At 34.7% G+C, this 17038-nt stretch carries 19 protein-coding genes and 2 tRNA genes; 7 read left to right on the top strand and 14 right to left on the bottom strand.

Going from position 1 to position 17038, the window contains the following annotated elements; genetic code table 11:
- Positions 1 to 132: 132 nt before the first annotated feature.
- Genes FNE73_RS01090 through FNE73_RS01070 form a run of 5 tightly spaced genes read right to left on the bottom strand, consistent with a single transcriptional unit; the run spans position 133 to position 4351 of the window.
- Positions 133 to 672, bottom strand: coding sequence for a GNAT family N-acetyltransferase (locus FNE73_RS01090; RefSeq protein ID WP_143882947.1), 540 nt, complete (start codon positions 670 to 672; stop codon positions 133 to 135).
- A complete protein-coding gene (locus FNE73_RS01085; protein WP_143882946.1) occupies positions 635 to 1303 on the bottom strand; it encodes a hypothetical protein in 669 nt (222 codons plus the stop codon). Before FNE73_RS01085 ends, FNE73_RS01090 begins: the two co-directional genes overlap by 38 nt.
- Before the next feature lie 33 nt (positions 1304 to 1336).
- Positions 1337 to 2416 carry a mannose-1-phosphate guanylyltransferase gene (locus tag FNE73_RS01080; RefSeq protein ID WP_228429819.1) on the bottom strand — a complete coding sequence of 360 codons (1080 nt, stop codon included), beginning with the start codon at positions 2414 to 2416 and terminating at the stop codon, positions 1337 to 1339.
- Positions 2417 to 2418: 2 nt separating this feature from the next.
- Positions 2419 to 3009, bottom strand: a complete 591-nt coding sequence (locus FNE73_RS01075) for a SprT-like domain-containing protein (protein WP_143882945.1) — start codon at positions 3007 to 3009, stop codon at positions 2419 to 2421.
- Between the two features lies 1 nt (position 3010).
- On the bottom strand, positions 3011 to 4351 hold the full coding sequence (locus FNE73_RS01070; protein ID WP_143882944.1) for a TolC family protein: 1341 nt from the start codon (positions 4349 to 4351) through the stop codon (positions 3011 to 3013).
- A 227-nt stretch (positions 4352 to 4578) separates the two neighbouring features.
- On the opposite strand from FNE73_RS01070, the gene FNE73_RS01065 reads away from it, so the two are divergent.
- The 3 genes from FNE73_RS01065 (at position 4579) to FNE73_RS01055 (ending at position 6047) form a co-directional block, all read left to right on the top strand.
- The gene (locus FNE73_RS01065; protein WP_143882943.1) at positions 4579 to 5823 is read left to right on the top strand and encodes a bifunctional folylpolyglutamate synthase/dihydrofolate synthase; all 1245 of its coding nucleotides are present in this window, start codon (positions 4579 to 4581) and stop codon (positions 5821 to 5823) included.
- Positions 5824 to 5865: 42 nt separating this feature from the next.
- Positions 5866 to 5940, top strand: a tRNA-Val gene (locus FNE73_RS01060).
- A 32-nt stretch (positions 5941 to 5972) separates the two neighbouring features.
- Positions 5973 to 6047 (top strand) — tRNA-Val (locus FNE73_RS01055).
- A gap of 31 nt (positions 6048 to 6078) precedes the next feature.
- Here the strand turns inward: FNE73_RS01055 and FNE73_RS01050 are convergent.
- From FNE73_RS01050 to FNE73_RS01040, 3 genes are read right to left on the bottom strand one after another with little or no spacing between them, the layout of a single operon-like run.
- Positions 6079 to 6975, bottom strand: coding sequence for a glycosyltransferase family 2 protein (locus FNE73_RS01050; RefSeq protein ID WP_143882942.1), 897 nt, complete (start codon positions 6973 to 6975; stop codon positions 6079 to 6081).
- A gap of 3 nt (positions 6976 to 6978) precedes the next feature.
- On the bottom strand, positions 6979 to 7944 hold the full coding sequence (locus FNE73_RS01045) for a glycosyltransferase family 9 protein (RefSeq protein ID WP_228429817.1): 966 nt from the start codon (positions 7942 to 7944) through the stop codon (positions 6979 to 6981).
- A gap of 3 nt (positions 7945 to 7947) precedes the next feature.
- Positions 7948 to 8367: a SufE family protein gene (locus FNE73_RS01040; protein ID WP_143882941.1), complete on the bottom strand. Its 420-nt coding sequence runs from the start codon at positions 8365 to 8367 to the stop codon at positions 7948 to 7950.
- 131 nt (positions 8368 to 8498) lie between these two features.
- On the opposite strand from FNE73_RS01040, the gene mutS reads away from it, so the two are divergent.
- Positions 8499 to 11087 (top strand): DNA mismatch repair protein MutS, encoded by a 2589-nt coding sequence (gene mutS / locus FNE73_RS01035; protein ID WP_143882940.1) that lies wholly within the window; start codon positions 8499 to 8501, stop codon positions 11085 to 11087.
- 4 nt (positions 11088 to 11091) lie between these two features.
- On the opposite strand, the gene FNE73_RS01030 is transcribed toward mutS, so the two are convergent.
- Together FNE73_RS01030 and FNE73_RS01025 are read right to left on the bottom strand one after the other, a co-directional pair.
- Positions 11092 to 11535: an energy transducer TonB gene (locus tag FNE73_RS01030; protein WP_143882939.1), complete on the bottom strand. Its 444-nt coding sequence runs from the start codon at positions 11533 to 11535 to the stop codon at positions 11092 to 11094.
- A gap of 36 nt (positions 11536 to 11571) precedes the next feature.
- On the bottom strand, positions 11572 to 12048 hold the full coding sequence (locus FNE73_RS01025; RefSeq protein ID WP_143882938.1) for an energy transducer TonB: 477 nt from the start codon (positions 12046 to 12048) through the stop codon (positions 11572 to 11574).
- Between the two features lie 85 nt (positions 12049 to 12133).
- On the opposite strand from FNE73_RS01025, the gene FNE73_RS01020 reads away from it, so the two are divergent.
- Genes FNE73_RS01020 through FNE73_RS01010 form a run of 3 tightly spaced genes read left to right on the top strand, consistent with a single transcriptional unit; the run spans position 12134 to position 13735 of the window.
- Entirely contained in the window at positions 12134 to 12634 is a 501-nt protein-coding gene (locus FNE73_RS01020) for a TlpA family protein disulfide reductase (protein WP_143882937.1), read from the top strand.
- Between the two features lie 9 nt (positions 12635 to 12643).
- Positions 12644 to 13297, top strand: coding sequence for a thioredoxin family protein (locus tag FNE73_RS01015; protein WP_143882936.1), 654 nt, complete (start codon positions 12644 to 12646; stop codon positions 13295 to 13297).
- 51 nt (positions 13298 to 13348) lie between these two features.
- Positions 13349 to 13735, top strand: a complete 387-nt coding sequence (locus FNE73_RS01010) for a ribosomal maturation YjgA family protein (protein WP_143882935.1) — start codon at positions 13349 to 13351, stop codon at positions 13733 to 13735.
- A gap of 4 nt (positions 13736 to 13739) precedes the next feature.
- On the opposite strand, the gene FNE73_RS01005 is transcribed toward FNE73_RS01010, so the two are convergent.
- From FNE73_RS01005 to FNE73_RS00990, 4 genes are all read right to left on the bottom strand, one after another.
- The gene (locus tag FNE73_RS01005) at positions 13740 to 14657 is read right to left on the bottom strand and encodes a YARHG domain-containing protein (RefSeq protein WP_143882934.1); all 918 of its coding nucleotides are present in this window, start codon (positions 14655 to 14657) and stop codon (positions 13740 to 13742) included.
- Entirely contained in the window at positions 14654 to 15160 is a 507-nt protein-coding gene (locus tag FNE73_RS01000; protein ID WP_228429815.1) for a DUF2306 domain-containing protein, read from the bottom strand. Before FNE73_RS01000 ends, FNE73_RS01005 begins: the two co-directional genes overlap by 4 nt.
- A gap of 134 nt (positions 15161 to 15294) precedes the next feature.
- Entirely contained in the window at positions 15295 to 15708 is a 414-nt protein-coding gene (locus FNE73_RS00995) for an energy transducer TonB (RefSeq protein WP_143882933.1), read from the bottom strand.
- A gap of 6 nt (positions 15709 to 15714) precedes the next feature.
- On the bottom strand, positions 15715 to 16920 hold the full coding sequence (locus FNE73_RS00990; protein WP_143882932.1) for a BaiN/RdsA family NAD(P)/FAD-dependent oxidoreductase: 1206 nt from the start codon (positions 16918 to 16920) through the stop codon (positions 15715 to 15717).
- Positions 16921 to 17038 lie beyond the last annotated feature (118 nt).

The raw sequence follows: 17038 nt of genomic DNA, 5'->3' as shown, positions 1-17038 counted from the left end.
GGAATACGTGAAGAATAAAGATTATACAAGTTAAAGATTTGTATTTTCGCTCAATTATAGGTATTTGTTTTTCAGGGCGGTAAAAACTAAAGAACTGACTAACTTACATAAAATCTATTATTTACTTGTATCTTATTCTGTCTCAAAATACATCAGTTCTTCTGAGTCATTCGGGAGTGTAACCATTTGTTTGAATTTTAAACCCAGTTTTTCAATCAGTTTACGGGAAGAAAAATTGTCTTTGGTGGTAATGGCTGAAACTTTTTTAAGACCAAAATCATTCATTCCGACAGACAATATCTTTTGTGCAGCTTCAAACATCAGACCTTTGCCTTCATATTTTTCAAGTACGGAAAAACCAATATCCATGATATCCAAACCATCTCTTTCAAATATTCCTACGCCGCCGATTTTATGATTTCCTTCTTTTAAAACAACAAGATAATTCCCAAAACCCAGCTTATCAAATTGAGGTAAGAATTTGGATTGAATATATTGTTCTGCATCACCAACAGTCTGTATATTTCTGTTTCCGATGTATTTGATGAAAGAAGGCATATTATACAGCTCAAAAATGAAACCGGCATCTTCCAAAGACATAGGACGAATGAAAAGCCTTTCGGTCTCGTAAAAATTATCTTCTTTTTTTAGTGGGCTGTTTTGATGATTCATCTTTTGGCTCTTCTTTCTTTTCCAATTTTAAAAGTCTTGGGTTGTTCTTGCAGTTTTTAGTATAAACTTCCATATAAGATCCGTGATCGTCTACTTTTGAAATCTTTCCGGTTGCTTTGCTGACCGTTAATGTATAATGGGTCTTCTGATAAGGACATTCGATTGAGGTAACTTTCCCCAGATCCAGATAGTAATTGTTTTTGTCTTCGTAATGATTGGCTGCAACATCTACAAACTGCTCATCTATCATATATCCTTCAAGAACAGCAGATAAGGCAGCCTCATCTACATTGTTAACCTTTCCGATAAAGCCTTTAAGGTCTTTAATATCAGTAATGTAAGTGATCTGATCGCCTTTGCCGGAAACAATGTAGAAAAAACTTTCTTCTCCCGGTCTCAGACTAAATCCTGAAAACTGCGGAGTATAATCTTTTTTCGTTCCGGAAACTTTGATTTCTTTATTTCTTCCGTAACTGTTGTGTACCAAAACCCAAAAATCTGCTGTTTGGTGATCTGGTGAAATATTAGATAAAACGCCTTCTATATTGGCGAATTTTTTCTTCTCCTGAGAAAAAGAAAATATCCCAAGAAATAAGAAAACCGAAAAAAAAGTACTTTTATATAATGTCATAGTTACAAAAAGTGACACAAATCATGCCATGTTTTACATATATTTTTCGCCTTTTTTAAGGCTTTTAAGATCTAAAACATAATCCTTAATCTGCTGATCATGCTGTCTCGGGCAGATTAAAAGAACTTTGTCTGTATCTACAACGATAAAATCCTTTAATCCGTCTATTACGACTGCTTTATTATTTTTAATATGAATAATATTTCCCTTAGAATCGTAAGTAAGGGCAGTTTTGATATTGATAGAATTATCATGCTGGTCTCTCTCGCTGTTTTCGAAAACAGAAGTCCATGTTCCTAGATCGCTCCAGCCTAAATCTGCGGGAATTACGTAAACGTTTTTTGCTTTTTCTAAAATTCCGTTATCAATGGATATTTTCTGGATTTTAGGATAAATAAGTTCAATACAGCTGGTTTCATTATCCGCATTGTATTCGCACACCGTAAACTGCTGTGTCATTTCCGGAAGAAAATTTTCAAAAGCTTTTTGAATAGATTGTACATTCCAGATAAAAATTCCGGCATTCCAAAGAAAATCACCACTTTCCAGGAAACTTTTAGCAATTTCCAGAATCGGTTTTTCGGTAAATGTTTTTACTTTATAATAATCTGAATCTTTCGTTTCTACAAACTGAATATATCCGTATCCTGTATCGGGTCTTGTCGGAGTGATTCCTAGTGTTACCAGGTAATCGTTTCCGGAGGCAATTTCAAGAGCCAGCTTTACTTTTTCAAGGAAGGTTTCTTCTTTTAAAATTAAATGATCCGCCGGCAAAACAATCATGGTGGCTTCAGGATTGATCTCTGCGATTTTATTTGCCATATAAAGATTGCAGGCGGCGGTGTTTTTCATCAGTGGCTCTCCTACAATATTCCGTTCCGGAATTTCCGGAAGCTGCTGATGAGAAAGCGCGGTGTACTCTTTATTGGTAATTACAAAAATATTTTCGTTAGGAATAATTTTACTGATCCTGTCATAGGTCTGCTGAATCATCGTACGACCCGTTCCTAAAATATCCTGAAACTGTTTTGGAAATTTCTGTGTGCTTAAAGGCCAGAATCTGCTTCCGATTCCTCCTGCCATTATCACGCAGTATTGATCTGATTTCGACATATTTAACTGCATTTTATCACTCTCGCCAAAGGTCTGAAAGAATACTTTCTTCCGGTAGCCAGATGAATACAAAGATAGTTCTTTTTAATCAGACCTTGCAAAACGTATTTTCCGTTTCTGTATATAAAATGATCACCGTTTATCAGCTCATGGATAAATACCGAACCATCTTCGTCATTGCTCATGTCAAAATATTGTACCAATTCCGGACTTGCCATAAAGTTGGCTTTAGGCGCACGGGAAAAATCAGCAATAATAGGTCTTAAATCTTCTGTATAAACATCAATGCTTTCTAAAAGCATAAGACGAAACGTGTGCTTCCATTCAGAACCGTGAGGAGCTATTTTTTTTCCGTATTTTTCAAATGCGACGAGATGCGCCAGCTCATGAGTAAGCACAAAAAAGAAAAGCTGCGGAGAAAGAGTAGAGTTGATGGTGATTTCGTGAGACTGATCTTTCAGTTTTCTGTAATCTCCAAGCTTAGATTCTCTGTTTTTCGTTATTTTGATATGGATATAATGATCCGCAAACCATTTTTTCAAATGCGGCAGCGTATTTTCAGGTAAATAATTTTGCAAAGACTGAATAGACATTCTACAAACTTAGCGGAATTCCTGCATAGAAATTTAATAATTTTAAACTGAAAATATAATTATATTTTGCCTGTTCTACAGAACCTTGTGCATTGGCGTAATTGTTTCTTGCGATATTGAGGTCGTAAATGGTTGTACGCCCCGCTGCATAACTTTTATCTGCAAAATCCATTGCCAGTTTTGTGCTTTTCTCAGCTTCTACTGCAGCAAGATATACTTCATAATTGGCATCGACATCAAACTGAGCCTGCTGTACATTTTGTCTTACAGCCTGCTTTTGTTGTTCTAATGCATTTTTGGCGATAAATTCATTAATTTTAGACTGTTCTACCTGAAGTTTGGTGATTCCTTTATTAAAGATAGGAATATTGAGATTTACCCCGCCCTGCTGTCCGAAATTGTCCTTATACTGTTGAAAAAGACTGCCTTCTTTTACATAAAAAAAACTGCTTCCAACGTTGTTGGTATTCAATAGGTTGTTGTAAAATGTTCCTAATCCGATACTTGCTGTTAAAGTGGGCCAAAAAGCTGTTTTGGTCACTTCTGTCTGAGCTTCAGCGGCTTTTATTCTGCTCTGCGCTGCTTTTACCTGTGGCTGTGTTTCGTAAGCAGTCTCCAGAACATCATTTACCGAAATAAGCTGTGGACTCAGTGTTTCGGAAATTTCCACATCTTCTACATCAAAATCTTTGTATTCTTTAAGCTGGAGAAGCTGTGCCAAAGCAAATAAACTTCTGTCTACATTAATTTCTGCTGTTTTCAGGTTCTGTTTTTCTCTCGCCCATGCAGCTTCGGCTTCCGCCACAATAGTTTGTGCGGTAGTTCCTACTTCTGTCGTGATTTTTGCTCTGTCATATTGTTTTTTAGCATTTTCTGTTGCACTTTGAGCAATTTTTACAATTTCTTTGTTGAGCAAAGTAGTTAAGTACTGTCTTGCAATCTGAAGCGAAATATCGTTCTTAACTGTTTCAATGTCGTATTGGCTGGCTTCTACGTCAAATTCGGTTTTTCTGATCGTTTTTTCAAGCCTTCCGTTATTAAAAAGCAAAACGTCTGCTCCAATATTTACATTGTTGCTATATCGGTCGTTTCTGATACTTCCTGTCCCTAAAGATGCCTGTCCGAAACTTACATTGTTTCCCATATTCGCACTTACGGACGGCAGATAGTTTTTCTGGGCAATTTTCAGGTTAGTATCCTGTATTTGTTTTGAATATTCATTTTGAATTACCTGAAGATTATGTTTCACTGCATAATCTACACACTCTTTCAGAGACCATTTTTCCTGAGCATTTATTCCTGCAAAGACTAATCCTAAAACAATCGTCAAAACTTTTTTCATATGTAGATGTCTATTTTTAAGCTATATGCAATCACCATTCACGGATATTATGTTTCATAATTGCCAAGGCGATTTCATAATGAAATATTATTTTTTTCAAATTTTACAAACTCATTCGATAATGGGTTTGTGTCGGCTTTTCTCCATTAGACGAAGAGAACAGAAAAAAGTTACAAAAAACAAAAAATATTGTTTCAGAATAGTAAAAGATTTGAGAATTTTGCGTTATGACAAACGAACAGTATCAACAAGCGGTGGAGTGGCTTTTTGTGCAGGCTCCGAATTATCAGATTGATGGTGAAAAAGCCTATAAGCCAGGATTGGATAATATCAGAGATCTGTGTGCTTTTTTCGGAAATCCTCAGGATAAAATAAAATGTATTCATATTGGCGGAACCAATGGGAAGGGTTCTACAAGCAATATGCTGGCTTCTGTTCTTCAGGAGGCTGGTTATAAAATCGGATTATATAATTCACCTCATCTTATTGACTTTACCGAAAGAATCAAAGTAAACGGTAAAAACTGTGATAAAAAGTTTGTATTTGATTTTATTCAAAAACTAAAACATCTTCCAGAAAATATTCGCCCGTCTTTTTTTGAATTTACCACCATCATGGCATTTGAATATTTCTATCAGCAGAAAACTGATTTTGCCATTATTGAAGTCGGTTTGGGAGGAAGGTTAGATTCTACTAATATTATTACGCCTTTAGTTTCTGCAATTACCAATGTTCAGCTTGATCATCAGAATATTTTAGGAAATACGATTGAAGAGATCGCTTTTGAAAAGGCGGGAATCATTAAAAATAATATTCCTGTAGTTTTAGGAGATGATAATGAAGCGGTTAAAAATATCATCAGAGCTAAAGCTGAAAATGAGAAAACTCCGTTAATTGATGCAACGCTCATACAGTCAGATTTAAAATCAGATTTAGAAGGAAACTATCAGGCGAAAAATATCAAAGTTGTTTTAGCGCTGATTGAAGAATTAAAGAAGTCAGGCGTAACCACTTCTGAAGAAAACATTGAAAAAGGATTGCTGAATGTTCATCAAAATACAGGTTTTATCGGAAGGTGGTTTCAGTTTTCAGAAAATCCGCTTACGATATGCGATACCGCTCACAATCAGGCAGGACTGGAGTATGTTTTTCAGCAGTTGGAAAGTATTGATAAACGCAAACATATTATATTAGGTTTTGTGAATGATAAAAAAATAGATGAAGTGATGGCTTTGCTTCCTGAAAATTCTCGATTTTATTTTGCTAAACCAGCCATTCATCGGGGTCGTGATCCTAAAGATTATGAAGATTTATTATTAGGTGCAAAAATTAATTATAAAATTTTTGATTCTGTGCAGGAAGCCTATCTTTCTGCAAAACAAGAATGTACAGAAGAAGAAATGATTTTTGTTGGTGGAAGCAACTTTGTAGTGGGAGAATTTTTAGAAAAAAATTTGGAGAATGTGAAATAAGTTGTATATTTGCACCACTCTAAACGAGAAAACAAGTATAGAGGGTTCTTAGCTCAGTTGGTTCAGAGCATCTGGTTTACACCCAGAGGGTCGGGGGTTCGAATCCCTCAGGACCCACAGAAAGGAAACGAAACCTTTAAAAAAAATTCGGGTTCTTAGCTCAGTTGGTTCAGAGCATCTGGTTTACACCCAGAGGGTCGGGGGTTCGAATCCCTCAGGACCCACAGAAATCTCTCTTTTTTAAGGGAGATTTTTTTATTTTCTCAAAAGCAATCCTAGTTTATAAAAATCTAAAATCCGTAAATTAGGATGGGATGATAAAAGATTCCTCTTAAAACTATTTTCAAAAGTATTTAAAATTTTAGATATAGCAAATTTCAAAATGCTTATTGTAGAGATTATTTGATAAGCTTTTACAATTTTTATTTCTGATAATTTTGAGTTCAGCGTTTTATCTTTGAGTAAAATAGCAAGATTTTCTATAGATTCCTCTACTTTTTTCAGGTAAATTTTATTGGATTCAATATCATCATTTAAAACAGGATTTTCAATATGATCAACCGAAATTTGAAGGCTTTTTAAATCCATGGCAAAAATCAGATCTTCGTAGCCGTATTTATTAAGTGAAGTGTTAAATTGAACCTGTTTAAAAATTTTTCTGCTGATCAAAAAATTATTAGTCTGAAAACTTAAATAAGGCTTTTTCTCTCTCTCAATCAAAGATAAGTTTTCTCTTTCAGAGGCAAATTTCCATCTTAAAATATATTCAGGTGAGATCGGGTTCGATATTGCCGTTCTTCCCCCGTAAACAATTGATAAATTGGGTTTTAAGTCTAAAAAAACAAAATAATTGTTCATGAAATTTTCAGAAATCAGTTTTCCGTCACAATCCAGAAAAAGCAGGTAATCACCCTTTGCATATTGCAAAAAGAGATTTCTTATTTTAGATCTTCCAATGTTTTTTTCGAGAAAAATAACCTGATCACAGATTTTAGAGATTTCCTGATTGATTTGTTTGAATTTTGAATCGGATGCATCATCTATAAGAATAATTTCTGCGTTAAGAACATCTTTTTCGATTTGATTCTTAAGATCCGTAATCAGTTCTCGTACATCAAAATTATAGACGGGAATGCATACAGAGATCTTCATCAGTTATATTTTGTCTAAAATCTGCTGAATGCTTATTTCTCCGAGGCAAGCCCAGTCTCCGCGGAAACATTCTTTGTCCCCGAAAACCGAACACGGTCTGCAGGTGAGATCTTTGATTTCAACTACATCATTTTCGCTCTGCCCGAATCCTAAAAATCCTGCAAAAGGATGTGTGGAACCCCAAATGGAAACGCATCTTGTCCCAACAACACTCGCTAAGTGCATATTGGCAGAATCCATAGAGATCATCACTTCCAGTCTGGAAATTCTATCAAGTTCTTCCGAAAGGCTGAGCTTTCCTGCTAAACTTTTTGTATTGGGAATCTGCTGCTTCCAATTTTCAAGCGTTTCAATTTCTTTTTTGCCGCCGCCAAAAAAATAAACCGTATTTTTTTCGGAAAGAATTTTTACCAGTTCAAATGACTTTTCCAGAGGCAGCATTTTGCCTTTATGCTGTGCAAACGGTGCAAATCCGATTCCGGATTTTTTTTCTGAATTGGGTCGAAGCTGATGGGAGAGTTCTACTTTGAAACCCATTTCCCGAAAAACATCTGCATAGCGTTCTGTTGTTTTTTTCAGCTGAAATTTATTCAGGTTCCAAATGTCTGTAAGATCCTCTTTTTCCAGCTTTCCTTTATTGATTTTAAAAACTTTAAACCCTTTTCTGATGTATATCTTATTTAAAATTTTGGTGCGGATCACATCATGCAGGTCGGCTACATAATCTGGTTTGTATAAGCTGATCAATTCTTTGGCAAGCCTTCTTACTCCAAAAAATCCTTTATAGTCATCAACATCAATTCCATGGAATGTAACATTCGGAATATCAGTAAATAAGCGTTCGAAATTCTTTCTGGAAACCATCACGATTTCTACATCAGGATTCTGTTCCAAAAACTCTCTGAAGACCGGAACGGTCATCGCGACATCTCCAAATGCTGAAAAACGATATGCTAATATTCTTGCCACTCTTTATGATTTCAATTGATAAGCAACCGCATAAAACTTAATCTGTTTGGTCATTGCCATCAATCCGTTGGCTCTGGAAGGGGATAAAAATTCCTGCAGACCGATTTGTGAAATAAAATCAAAATCAGAGTCCAGAATTTCCTGTGTAGAATGACCGCTGTAAATGCTGATAAGAAGCGAAACGATACCTTTAGGCAGAATACCGTCAGAATCTGCATCAAAAAACAATTTTCCGTCTTTGAAATCAGCATCAATCCAGACTTTGCTTTGGCAGCCTTTGATCAGATTTTCGTCTGTTTTTTTGTTATCAGAAAGTCCTTTCAGTTCTTTTCCGAGATCAATAATATATTCATATTTCTGCTCCCAGTCTTCCAGAAAGGCAAATTCGTCAATGATTTCCTGCTGTTTTTCTTTGATGGTCATATTTGGTTGATTTCTTTTTACAAAGATACTATTTTTAGAGTTTTTATTCTGACTCTCATCTTGGGTTTGGTCTTCTTGAATGCTTCTGTTTTATTTCTTACTTTTACCATCCCAATTTTAAGACAGATTCCATGGCAAAAGCGGCGAAAAAAGAAACTCCTTTAATGACTCAGTACAATACCATCAAGGCGAAATATCCTGATGCACTTTTGCTTTTCAGAGTTGGAGATTTTTACGAAACTTTCGGTCAGGATGCCGTGAAAACTTCTCAGATTCTGGGAATTGTTTTAACAAAAAGAGCCAATGGGGAAGGGCATATAGAATTGGCGGGATTTCCGCATCATTCCGTAGATTCTTATCTGCCAAAACTGGTGAGAGCCGGGATGCGAGTGGCTATATGCGACCAGCTGGAAGATCCGAAATCGGTAAAAGGAATTGTAAAACGCGGCGTTACAGAACTGGTAACTCCCGGAGTAACATTCAATGATCAGGTTTTAACGTCTAAAAAGAATAATTTTCTTCTTTCCCTCCACAAAGAAAAAGAAAAATACGGAATCGCACTGGTAGATGTTTCTACCGGAGAATTTCTGGTAAGCGAAGGAAATCTCGAAAAACTGCTTCACATTATCAGTACTTTTGATCCTAGCGAGATTATTTATCAGCGAAGCGTACAAATCCCGGAACAGCTGAAAAATAAAAATGTTTTCAAGCTGGAAGACTGGGCTTATCAGCATAATTTTGCTTACGAAAAGCTGACTAATCATTTTAAAACCAATTCTCTCAAGGGTTTTGGTATTGAAGGTTTATCATTGGCAATTACAGCTGCAGGTGCTATTTTTGCGTATCTTGTAGAAGATACCCATCATAATCTGCTCTCGCATATTACCAAAATTCAGGTGATTCCGCAGGAAGATTATCTGATGATGGATCATTTTACGCTGAGAAATCTGGAAATTGTTTATCCAAGCAATCCGAAAGGAAAATCTCTTTTAGATATTATTGATAAAACTTCTACGCCAATGGGAGGAAGACTTTTGAGAAGAAGAATCATCCTGCCTTTGAAGTCGGTAGATGAAATTTCCAGAAGACTTTCCCTGATTGATTTTCTTAACGAAAATGATCAGCTTAAATACGAGATTTCAATTTTGCTCCGCTCTATTTCAGATTTAGACCGATTGATGGGGAAACTGGCAGCAGAAAAAATTTCACCTAAAGAATTAGGTTATCTTCGGCAAAGTCTTATTAATATTCAGAAAATAAAAGGATTGATACATCCTCATGCGGATGTTTTGGCTTGGCTTGAACCTTTAAATAATTTAGAAGAACTTATTCTTTTACTCGAAAACCATTTGAATGAAGAACTTCCGGTGAATCTTGCCAAAGGAAATGTTATCAAAGAAAATATTTCTGAAGAACTTGATCGTTTACGCGGGCTTCAAAGCAAAGGAAGAGGTTTTCTGGATGAAATGTGCCAGAGAGAAATTGAAAGAACCGGAATTTCCAGCCTTAAAATAGACTTTAATAATGTATTCGGATATTTTATTGAAGTAAGAAATACCCATAAAGATAAAGTTCCTGCAGAATGGCTGAGAAAGCAGACTTTGGTAAATGCAGAGCGGTACATCACCGAAGAGCTGAAAGAATACGAAAATCAGATCTTAGGAGCAGAAGAAAAAATAAGTGTTCTGGAAAACGAACTCTATCGTAAAGTTTGCTCCGATACGATGATTTATATTGATAAAATTCAGGAAAATTCTAATATCATCGCACAGCTTGATGTTGCGGTTGGTTTATCTGAGCTGGCTGTTTCCGAAAGCTATACAAAACCTGTTTTAAATGAAGGTTTTACCGTCGATCTGAAAGAAGCGAGACATCCGATCATTGAAAATGCGCTTCCTTTAGGTGAAAAATACATCCCGAATGATATTTTTTTAGATAAAGATTCTCAACAGATTATTATGGTAACCGGTCCCAACATGGCGGGTAAATCGGCAATTCTTCGTCAGACAGCTATTGTTTGTCTTATGGCACAAATCGGGAGTTTTGTACCAGCAAAATATGCGGAAATAGGAGTTTTAGACAAAATTTTCACAAGAGTAGGAGCAAGTGATAATATTTCTGCCGGAGAATCTACTTTTATGGTTGAAATGAATGAGGCTGCCAATATTCTGAACAATATTTCAGACAGAAGTTTGATTTTATTAGACGAAATCGGTCGTGGAACATCTACTTATGACGGGGTTTCTATTGCGTGGGCAATCGCAGAATATCTGCATCAGCATCCTACTCAGGCAAAAACTTTATTTGCAACGCATTATCACGAACTAAATGAAATGACAGTGAATTTTGACCGTGTTAAAAATTTCCACGTGTCAATTCAGGAAAATAAAGGAAATATTATCTTTTTAAGAAAATTAATTCCGGGCGGAAGTGAGCATAGTTTTGGTATTCACGTTGCAAAATTGGCGGGAATGCCTTCAAAAGTTGTCAACAGAGCGAATGAAATTCTGAAAACTTTGGAAGCAAGCCGTTCTCAAAACGGGTCGTCTGAAAACATCAAAAGAGTAACTGAAGAAAATATGCAGCTTTCTTTCTTTCAGCTGGATGATCCTGTTTTGGAAAATATCAGGGAAGAATTAACGAAAATCGACATCAATACTTTAACGCCGATTGAAGCTTTAATGAAACTGAATGCAATTAAGAAAATGATTGGGAAATAGTAAATTATTCGGCTATTGCTAATGTAAGTGGCAGATTAAATCTGCTTCTGACTAGAGTTTCCTTATAAACTGCAGGAAGCCATTTTATTTTAACGCTTTTTACTGCATTAATAGCAGCATTGTTAAAAGAACTGTTAGATCCCAAAGCTTTTATGCTGCTTAAAGAACCATCTCTTTCAACAACAAAAATAATATTTGTTTTTACTGATCTTTCACCAGGCTGAACTTTTACAAGTTCTGTATTGATTGCATCAGCAACTTTCCTGCGGAAGATATCTTCACCACCAGGAAATTTTGCTTTTAAACGATCAGAAGAATTATAAATCTTATTTACATCTGCAGGTAATTCTTCTTCATTTGAATCTGCTGCCGGGATTGGTGGACTAATCACTTGTCCGAAAGATAGTATACTTAAACAAAAGAAGAAGGCAGCAAAATATTTTATCATAGTAAATTTTATATAAATCAAATATAAATTAAAATTCTAATATTTTTTTGAAATCAAAGGAAAATAAAACAAATATCTTACAGGCTCGCCATTCAGTTTTGCCGGTTTCCACCGTTCAAATATTCTTCTCATTCCCAATTCTGCTTCCTTGGCGTGTTTTTTATTGGTTCCTGCTGCTGTTACATTTCTCACATAACCGTTTTTTTCAACAATGAAATATAATCTGGTGTCTATTTTTTCTTTATGCTTTAAATCTAAAGTCTGAATATTTTCGAAATATTTTTTGTGAAAAGCTTTCATTCCTCCGGGAAATTCCGGTAGTTCATCTGCTTTCGTAACAACTCCTTTCAGGTCTAATTTTGTTTTTACAAATTCAAGATCAGGAATATCGGAAAGACTGATGGTTGGTTGGTTTTTTTGCGTACCCGTTTCGCTTACTTTAGAAGAGTCGGCTGTTTGTGCAAGATATAAAGCACTAAAGGAGAATGCTAAAAGCTGAAAAAGTTTTTTCATAATATTAAAATATTTATATCTGTGTTTAAAAGTTGTTCAACAAAATTTGTTCCATTATATTAGAAACAATTGCTTAATTTTGAGTATGAAGAAATTACTTGTTTTAATCATATTTTTCTGCAGCAGTTCTTTTTTGTTTTCACAAAATAAAAAAATCACTGGTGATGTTGCGCTTATTCAGTATGAACTTCTTCGGGATATAATCAAAGAAAATAAAGATGTTCTGCTGGTTCTTAATTTTTGGTCGACAACTTGTGCTCCGTGTGTAAAAGAGCTTCCGGATTTCATGGAAATTAATAATAAATTCAGCGGTAAAAAGAATTTCAAAATGCTTTTGGTCTCTCTGGACAGAGCAAAAGATAAAGAAAAGGTTGTGAAATTTATTGAAAATAAAAATCTGACAGCCGAAGTTGTCATTTTAGATGATATTAAAAGAATGAACACCTGGATTCCTGCTTTTGAAGAAAAATGGGAAGGCAATATTCCCGTGACCATCATCTATAAACATTCAGAAAAAATCCATTTCAACGATGGAGAAATGTCAAAACAGGAATTGGAAAGTATTATCGAAAAAAATTTAAATTAAATAAAAAATATGAAAAACTTGAAAGCTTTAATAATGCTGATTACTTTTCTGGGGTTCAGCTGTGTGTGTCTTGCCCAAAAACCTTCGAAGAAGGAGGCTAAACAAAATTCAACTGAAAAGAGTGGGTATCAGGTTGGAGATATAGCGACCGATTTCAGTCTGAAAAATATAGACGGAAATATGGTTTCGTTAAGTGATTTTTCTGATACAAAAGGCTTTATTGTGATTTTTACCTGTAATCATTGTCCTTATGCCAAAAAGTACGAAGAAAGAATTATTGAACTTGATAAAATGTTTAAAGAAATGGGTTATCCTGTCATTGCGATTAATCCTAATGATCCTAAAATACAGCCTGAAGACAGCTACCAAAAAATGATAGAAAGAGCCAAAGAAAAAGGCTTTACTTTTCCTTATCTTATTGATGAAAAGCAGGCGATTTTTCCTCAATATGGTGCTACAAAAACGCCTCATGTTTTTGTGTTGCAAAAAGATGGTGAGAGAAATATTGTAAAATACATTGGTGCAATTGATAACAATTACGAAAATCCGGATGATGTCTCTGAACGATATGTACAGGATGCTGTAAATGCCTTAGTGAATGGACAGGAAGTGAAAACTTCAAAAACGGTAGCTATCGGATGTTCAATAAAAGTAAAAAAATAAAAACTTTAAATTTAGAAGCATCAGCTTTATATACTACACAAACAAAATCAAATGCGGGAAAAAGAATTGTCATTTCAATTTAACTATACATATTTTCTGGCTGCTATTTTCATATTTCTAATAGAAGTTTTAATTGCGACGGTTTTAAAGAACATATTTTTCATCAGAGCTTATCTCGGAGATGTAATCGTAGTAATGTTGCTTTATACTTTTGTAAAAAGCTTTTATAAGGTAAACGATACAAAACTTATTGTAGGAATTTTTGCTTTTTCCTGTATCGTTGAGTTTGCCCAATATTTCAATATAGCCGAAAAATTAGGCTTCCAACCGGGAAGTCTAATGTATATTGTGATTGGAAATTCTTTTTCCTGGGTAGATATTGCATGTTACGCTGCAGGATGTTTACTGCTTTATCTATTGGTGAGATTAAAGAAATAAAAGATTATCTTCCAAACTGATCATATTTGTCTTCCGCATATTTTATAAAACGGTTCAGTAAAGCGACATTGTCTTTTTCCATTGGTGAAAGTTCGTTGTCAACATTATTTGAAACTGGAATATACCAATCGGTCTGTTCAAAAAAGCTACGATAGGTCTGCTTTTTAAATGCATATCCATGTCTTGCAAAAACTGCATTTTTAATGATTTCCATATCGAGCTTTCGGAGGTTTTTTAAGTCTTTTTCTTTCAGTTTTTGCGTTGAAGCATTAATTTTGAAAACAGCATCAGAAGCCACTCTGTTTTTGGACGAAGTATAGGTTTCTGTTTTTCCGGTCTCTTCATCAGTATATTTTTCTACAAAATCTTTAGGATTTTCCCAGTCAATAAGATCTGAATTTTCATCCAGCATAAAATTCGGATTGTAGACAAATTCTTTTTTAATCAGTTTTAGGGTTTTAGAAGGAGCTTTAACGGCAGATTTGTTAAAGGCGGTCCATTTTCCGGTAATGCTGTCATTTTTTAGTTTTACTTCAAATCTTCCGTCGGTTTTATCATTTCCCGGCTCGTCCAGTACAAATGAACTGGAATTTTCATTAAAAACTCCTCTGAAGGGACGTTGATTCCCATCAACAATACTTTGTCCGTAAACGCTGTCTCTGGTAATCCGGTTAATTTTCAGTGAAAGTTTTTTATAGATATCACCTTCATATTCTTCACCGTCTTCTGAAGTTATCATTCCTTTTCCGGCAAATTCTCCGGTGTAAATACCATAATATTCTTTATGAATTTCAGGGATCACGACAGAATCTTTTTTTGCGGTAAGACTGTCTTTGGAAGAATCTGTTGTTTTCGTGTCCTTTTTACAGGCAACTAAACTGATTGTAAATAAGGAAATTAACGATATTTTTAAAATTTTCATAAGTGTTTTTTTGAGATTAAATATTCAATTAATAATAGATTTGGAATCCATCCGAGCCAGGCAATAAACTGGTAAACATCCATCGGATTTGGATGAAATAAATATACGATAATTACCTTCCACATTCTCAATGTGATGGCAGAAAGAGTAAGCGCAAAACTTCTCCACATCCACTGTTTGTGTTCTTTGAATTTTTTTTGTTGAGCTAAATTAAATGCTTTATAAGTTGAAAACCACCACAAACATCCCAAAATCACAAACGAAATTTTAGATAAAAATCCGCCATTAGCAAATATCCCCATGTAAATTCCTGATGGTGCAGCAAATAAAAGAATCAGTAAAATATAGATTTTTCCTGCGTTTCTGTGGAAGCTTTTCAGTCCAAAATCTTTTCTGAGAATGGCTAAAAAACCTGTTAGCAAAATAAAGATACTTGTATAAATATGAGTGTAAAAAAAGTAGAGATATTCCGGTCTTTCGGTAACTTCGGTTTGTTTAATCATCAAAAAACTGACATTGGTGTTTAATGGAATATATTCTAAGGTGATTTTCAGCATGAGCCAAAAAAAAATATCCGAACCCGATGATTAAAAGGATTTTTAGAAAAGTTAAGATAGTTCTTTTGACTAAATACAATTTAATTTTCGAGATTGATTGTAATAGGAAGTTTAAATCTGAATTTTACAGGTTGACCTTCAATCTTTGCAGGAATCCATTTCGTTTTAGACATTGCTTTAATCGCACGCTCCATTTCTTTATTCATTGATTTATTCTCTCCAATAGTTGTAATATCAGTTATCATTCCTTGCTGATCTACTACAAATCTTACTTCAGATTTTATCTGACCTCTTCCATTCACTTTTCCTGCTTTGAAAGTCTGTGCAAAGTTATTTCTGAATGCATTGATTCCACCGGGATATTCTGCTTTGTCAGCAATATCTTCGTAAATGGTATTGTTAACATCTGTTTTTTCCTGATTTGCCGAAGCAACTTCTTGCGAAAAAATGTTTATTGAGGTCATTAATACTGCAAAAATCAGTAGTTTTTTCATAATATTTTAGTTTAAATTATTTAAATCCTGAGCAATAAGCCAAGCTTCACTCCAGCAAGCCTGAAAATTAAAACCACCAGTCACTGCGTCGATATTCAAAACTTCTCCTGCAACGTAAAAGTTAGGCAAAATTTTCGAAGACATATTTTTAAAATTAATTTCCTTTAAATCTACGCCGCCTGCAGTTACAAATTCATCTTTAAAAGTCGATTTTCCGGTTACATTAAATTTCTTTTTGCATAAATTTTCCAGAATGGTCTGCATTTCCTTTCCTGAAATTTGCGCAACCTGTTTGTTTAAATTGATATTGGAAACTTCTAATATTCTCTGCCAGAAACGATTCGTTACCTCAAAAATTTTCGACTGACCGATTGTTTTTTTAGGATTGGATATTTTAAAATTCTGAAATAGTTCTCCTGCTTCATCAATGTCTTTGGAAATGAAATTGACTTCAATTTCAAAATTGTATTTCACTTTTGCCAAATTTATCGCTTCCCAAGCCGATATTTTAAGAATTGCAGGTCCTGAAAGTCCCCAATGCGTAATTAATAATGGTCCGCTTTCTTCAGTTTTTAGTTTGGGAATAGAGGTTTCCGCCATTTCAAAGCTCGTTCCTGCAAGATCTTTTAGCAAATCATCTTTAATATTAAAGGTAAAAAGAGAAGGAACTAAATCAATGATTTTATGTCCTAAATTCTGAATCATTTTCAAGGATTTCGGGGAGCTTCCTGTAGTGTAAATTACAAAATCAGTTTCAAAATCGCCTAAACTGGTTTTTACTAAATATTTTCCATTCAGTTTTTCAATTTCTTTTACCGAACATTTTGTTTTTACTTCTACATTCTTCTGTCGAATCTCATTCAGTAAAGTATTGATAATGGTCTGTGAAGAATTGCTTTCAGGGAATACTCTGTTGTCGTTTTCAATCTTCAACGAAACTTTTCGGTTTTCAAACCATTCCATCGTATCTCCTGGTTGAAATTTGGTGAAAACACTGAGCAGTTCTTTGTTTCCGCGAGGGTAAAACTGTACCAGTTCTCTAGGATCGAAACAGGCATGACTTACATTGCATCTTCCGCCTCCGGAAATTTTTACTTTCTGCAGAACATCTGAATTCTGTTCCAGTATCGTGATTTTATATTTCTTTTCGTCCAGATTCGCAGCGCAGAAAAAACCCGATGCTCCACCTCCAATAATGATTATTTGCTTCATATATTTCTAATCTTATGCTGAAGATTATTTTTTGCAAAATTACAATTTTTATAAACCATCTTATTTGAGTAATTTTGAGGAATATAATTTTTGAACTTTTTTGTAGAAATATACACTC

Source organism: Chryseobacterium binzhouense, assembly GCF_007474545.1.
In the GTDB taxonomy this organism is placed as follows: domain Bacteria; phylum Bacteroidota; class Bacteroidia; order Flavobacteriales; family Weeksellaceae; genus Chryseobacterium; species Chryseobacterium binzhouense.
Note: the sequence above shows the minus strand (reverse complement) of the source record. Positions and strands in the feature narration are given on the sequence as shown.

Excerpts from the sequence above, each read along its gene's own strand:
- FNE73_RS01090 (WP_143882947.1), bottom strand. The coding sequence starts at position 672 with ATGAATCATCAAAACAGCCCACTAAAAAAAGAAGATAATTTTTACGAG.
- FNE73_RS01085 (WP_143882946.1), bottom strand. The coding sequence starts at position 1,303 with ATGACATTATATAAAAGTACTTTTTTTTCGGTTTTCTTATTTCTTGGG.
- FNE73_RS01080 (WP_228429819.1), bottom strand. The coding sequence starts at position 2,416 with ATGTCGAAATCAGATCAATACTGCGTGATAATGGCAGGAGGAATCGGA.
- FNE73_RS01075 (WP_143882945.1), bottom strand. The coding sequence starts at position 3,009 with ATGTCTATTCAGTCTTTGCAAAATTATTTACCTGAAAATACGCTGCCG.
- FNE73_RS01070 (WP_143882944.1), bottom strand. The coding sequence starts at position 4,351 with ATGAAAAAAGTTTTGACGATTGTTTTAGGATTAGTCTTTGCAGGAATA.
- FNE73_RS01065 (WP_143882943.1), top strand. The coding sequence starts at position 4,579 with ATGACAAACGAACAGTATCAACAAGCGGTGGAGTGGCTTTTTGTGCAG.
- FNE73_RS01050 (WP_143882942.1), bottom strand. The coding sequence starts at position 6,975 with ATGAAGATCTCTGTATGCATTCCCGTCTATAATTTTGATGTACGAGAA.
- FNE73_RS01040 (WP_143882941.1), bottom strand. The coding sequence starts at position 8,367 with ATGACCATCAAAGAAAAACAGCAGGAAATCATTGACGAATTTGCCTTT.
- mutS (WP_143882940.1), top strand. The coding sequence starts at position 8,499 with ATGGCAAAAGCGGCGAAAAAAGAAACTCCTTTAATGACTCAGTACAAT.
- FNE73_RS01030 (WP_143882939.1), bottom strand. The coding sequence starts at position 11,535 with ATGATAAAATATTTTGCTGCCTTCTTCTTTTGTTTAAGTATACTATCT.
- FNE73_RS01025 (WP_143882938.1), bottom strand. The coding sequence starts at position 12,048 with ATGAAAAAACTTTTTCAGCTTTTAGCATTCTCCTTTAGTGCTTTATAT.
- FNE73_RS01020 (WP_143882937.1), top strand. The coding sequence starts at position 12,134 with ATGAAGAAATTACTTGTTTTAATCATATTTTTCTGCAGCAGTTCTTTT.
- FNE73_RS01015 (WP_143882936.1), top strand. The coding sequence starts at position 12,644 with ATGAAAAACTTGAAAGCTTTAATAATGCTGATTACTTTTCTGGGGTTC.
- FNE73_RS01010 (WP_143882935.1), top strand. The coding sequence starts at position 13,349 with ATGCGGGAAAAAGAATTGTCATTTCAATTTAACTATACATATTTTCTG.
- FNE73_RS01005 (WP_143882934.1), bottom strand. The coding sequence starts at position 14,657 with ATGAAAATTTTAAAAATATCGTTAATTTCCTTATTTACAATCAGTTTA.
- FNE73_RS01000 (WP_228429815.1), bottom strand. The coding sequence starts at position 15,160 with ATGATTAAACAAACCGAAGTTACCGAAAGACCGGAATATCTCTACTTT.
- FNE73_RS00995 (WP_143882933.1), bottom strand. The coding sequence starts at position 15,708 with ATGAAAAAACTACTGATTTTTGCAGTATTAATGACCTCAATAAACATT.
- FNE73_RS00990 (WP_143882932.1), bottom strand. The coding sequence starts at position 16,920 with ATGAAGCAAATAATCATTATTGGAGGTGGAGCATCGGGTTTTTTCTGC.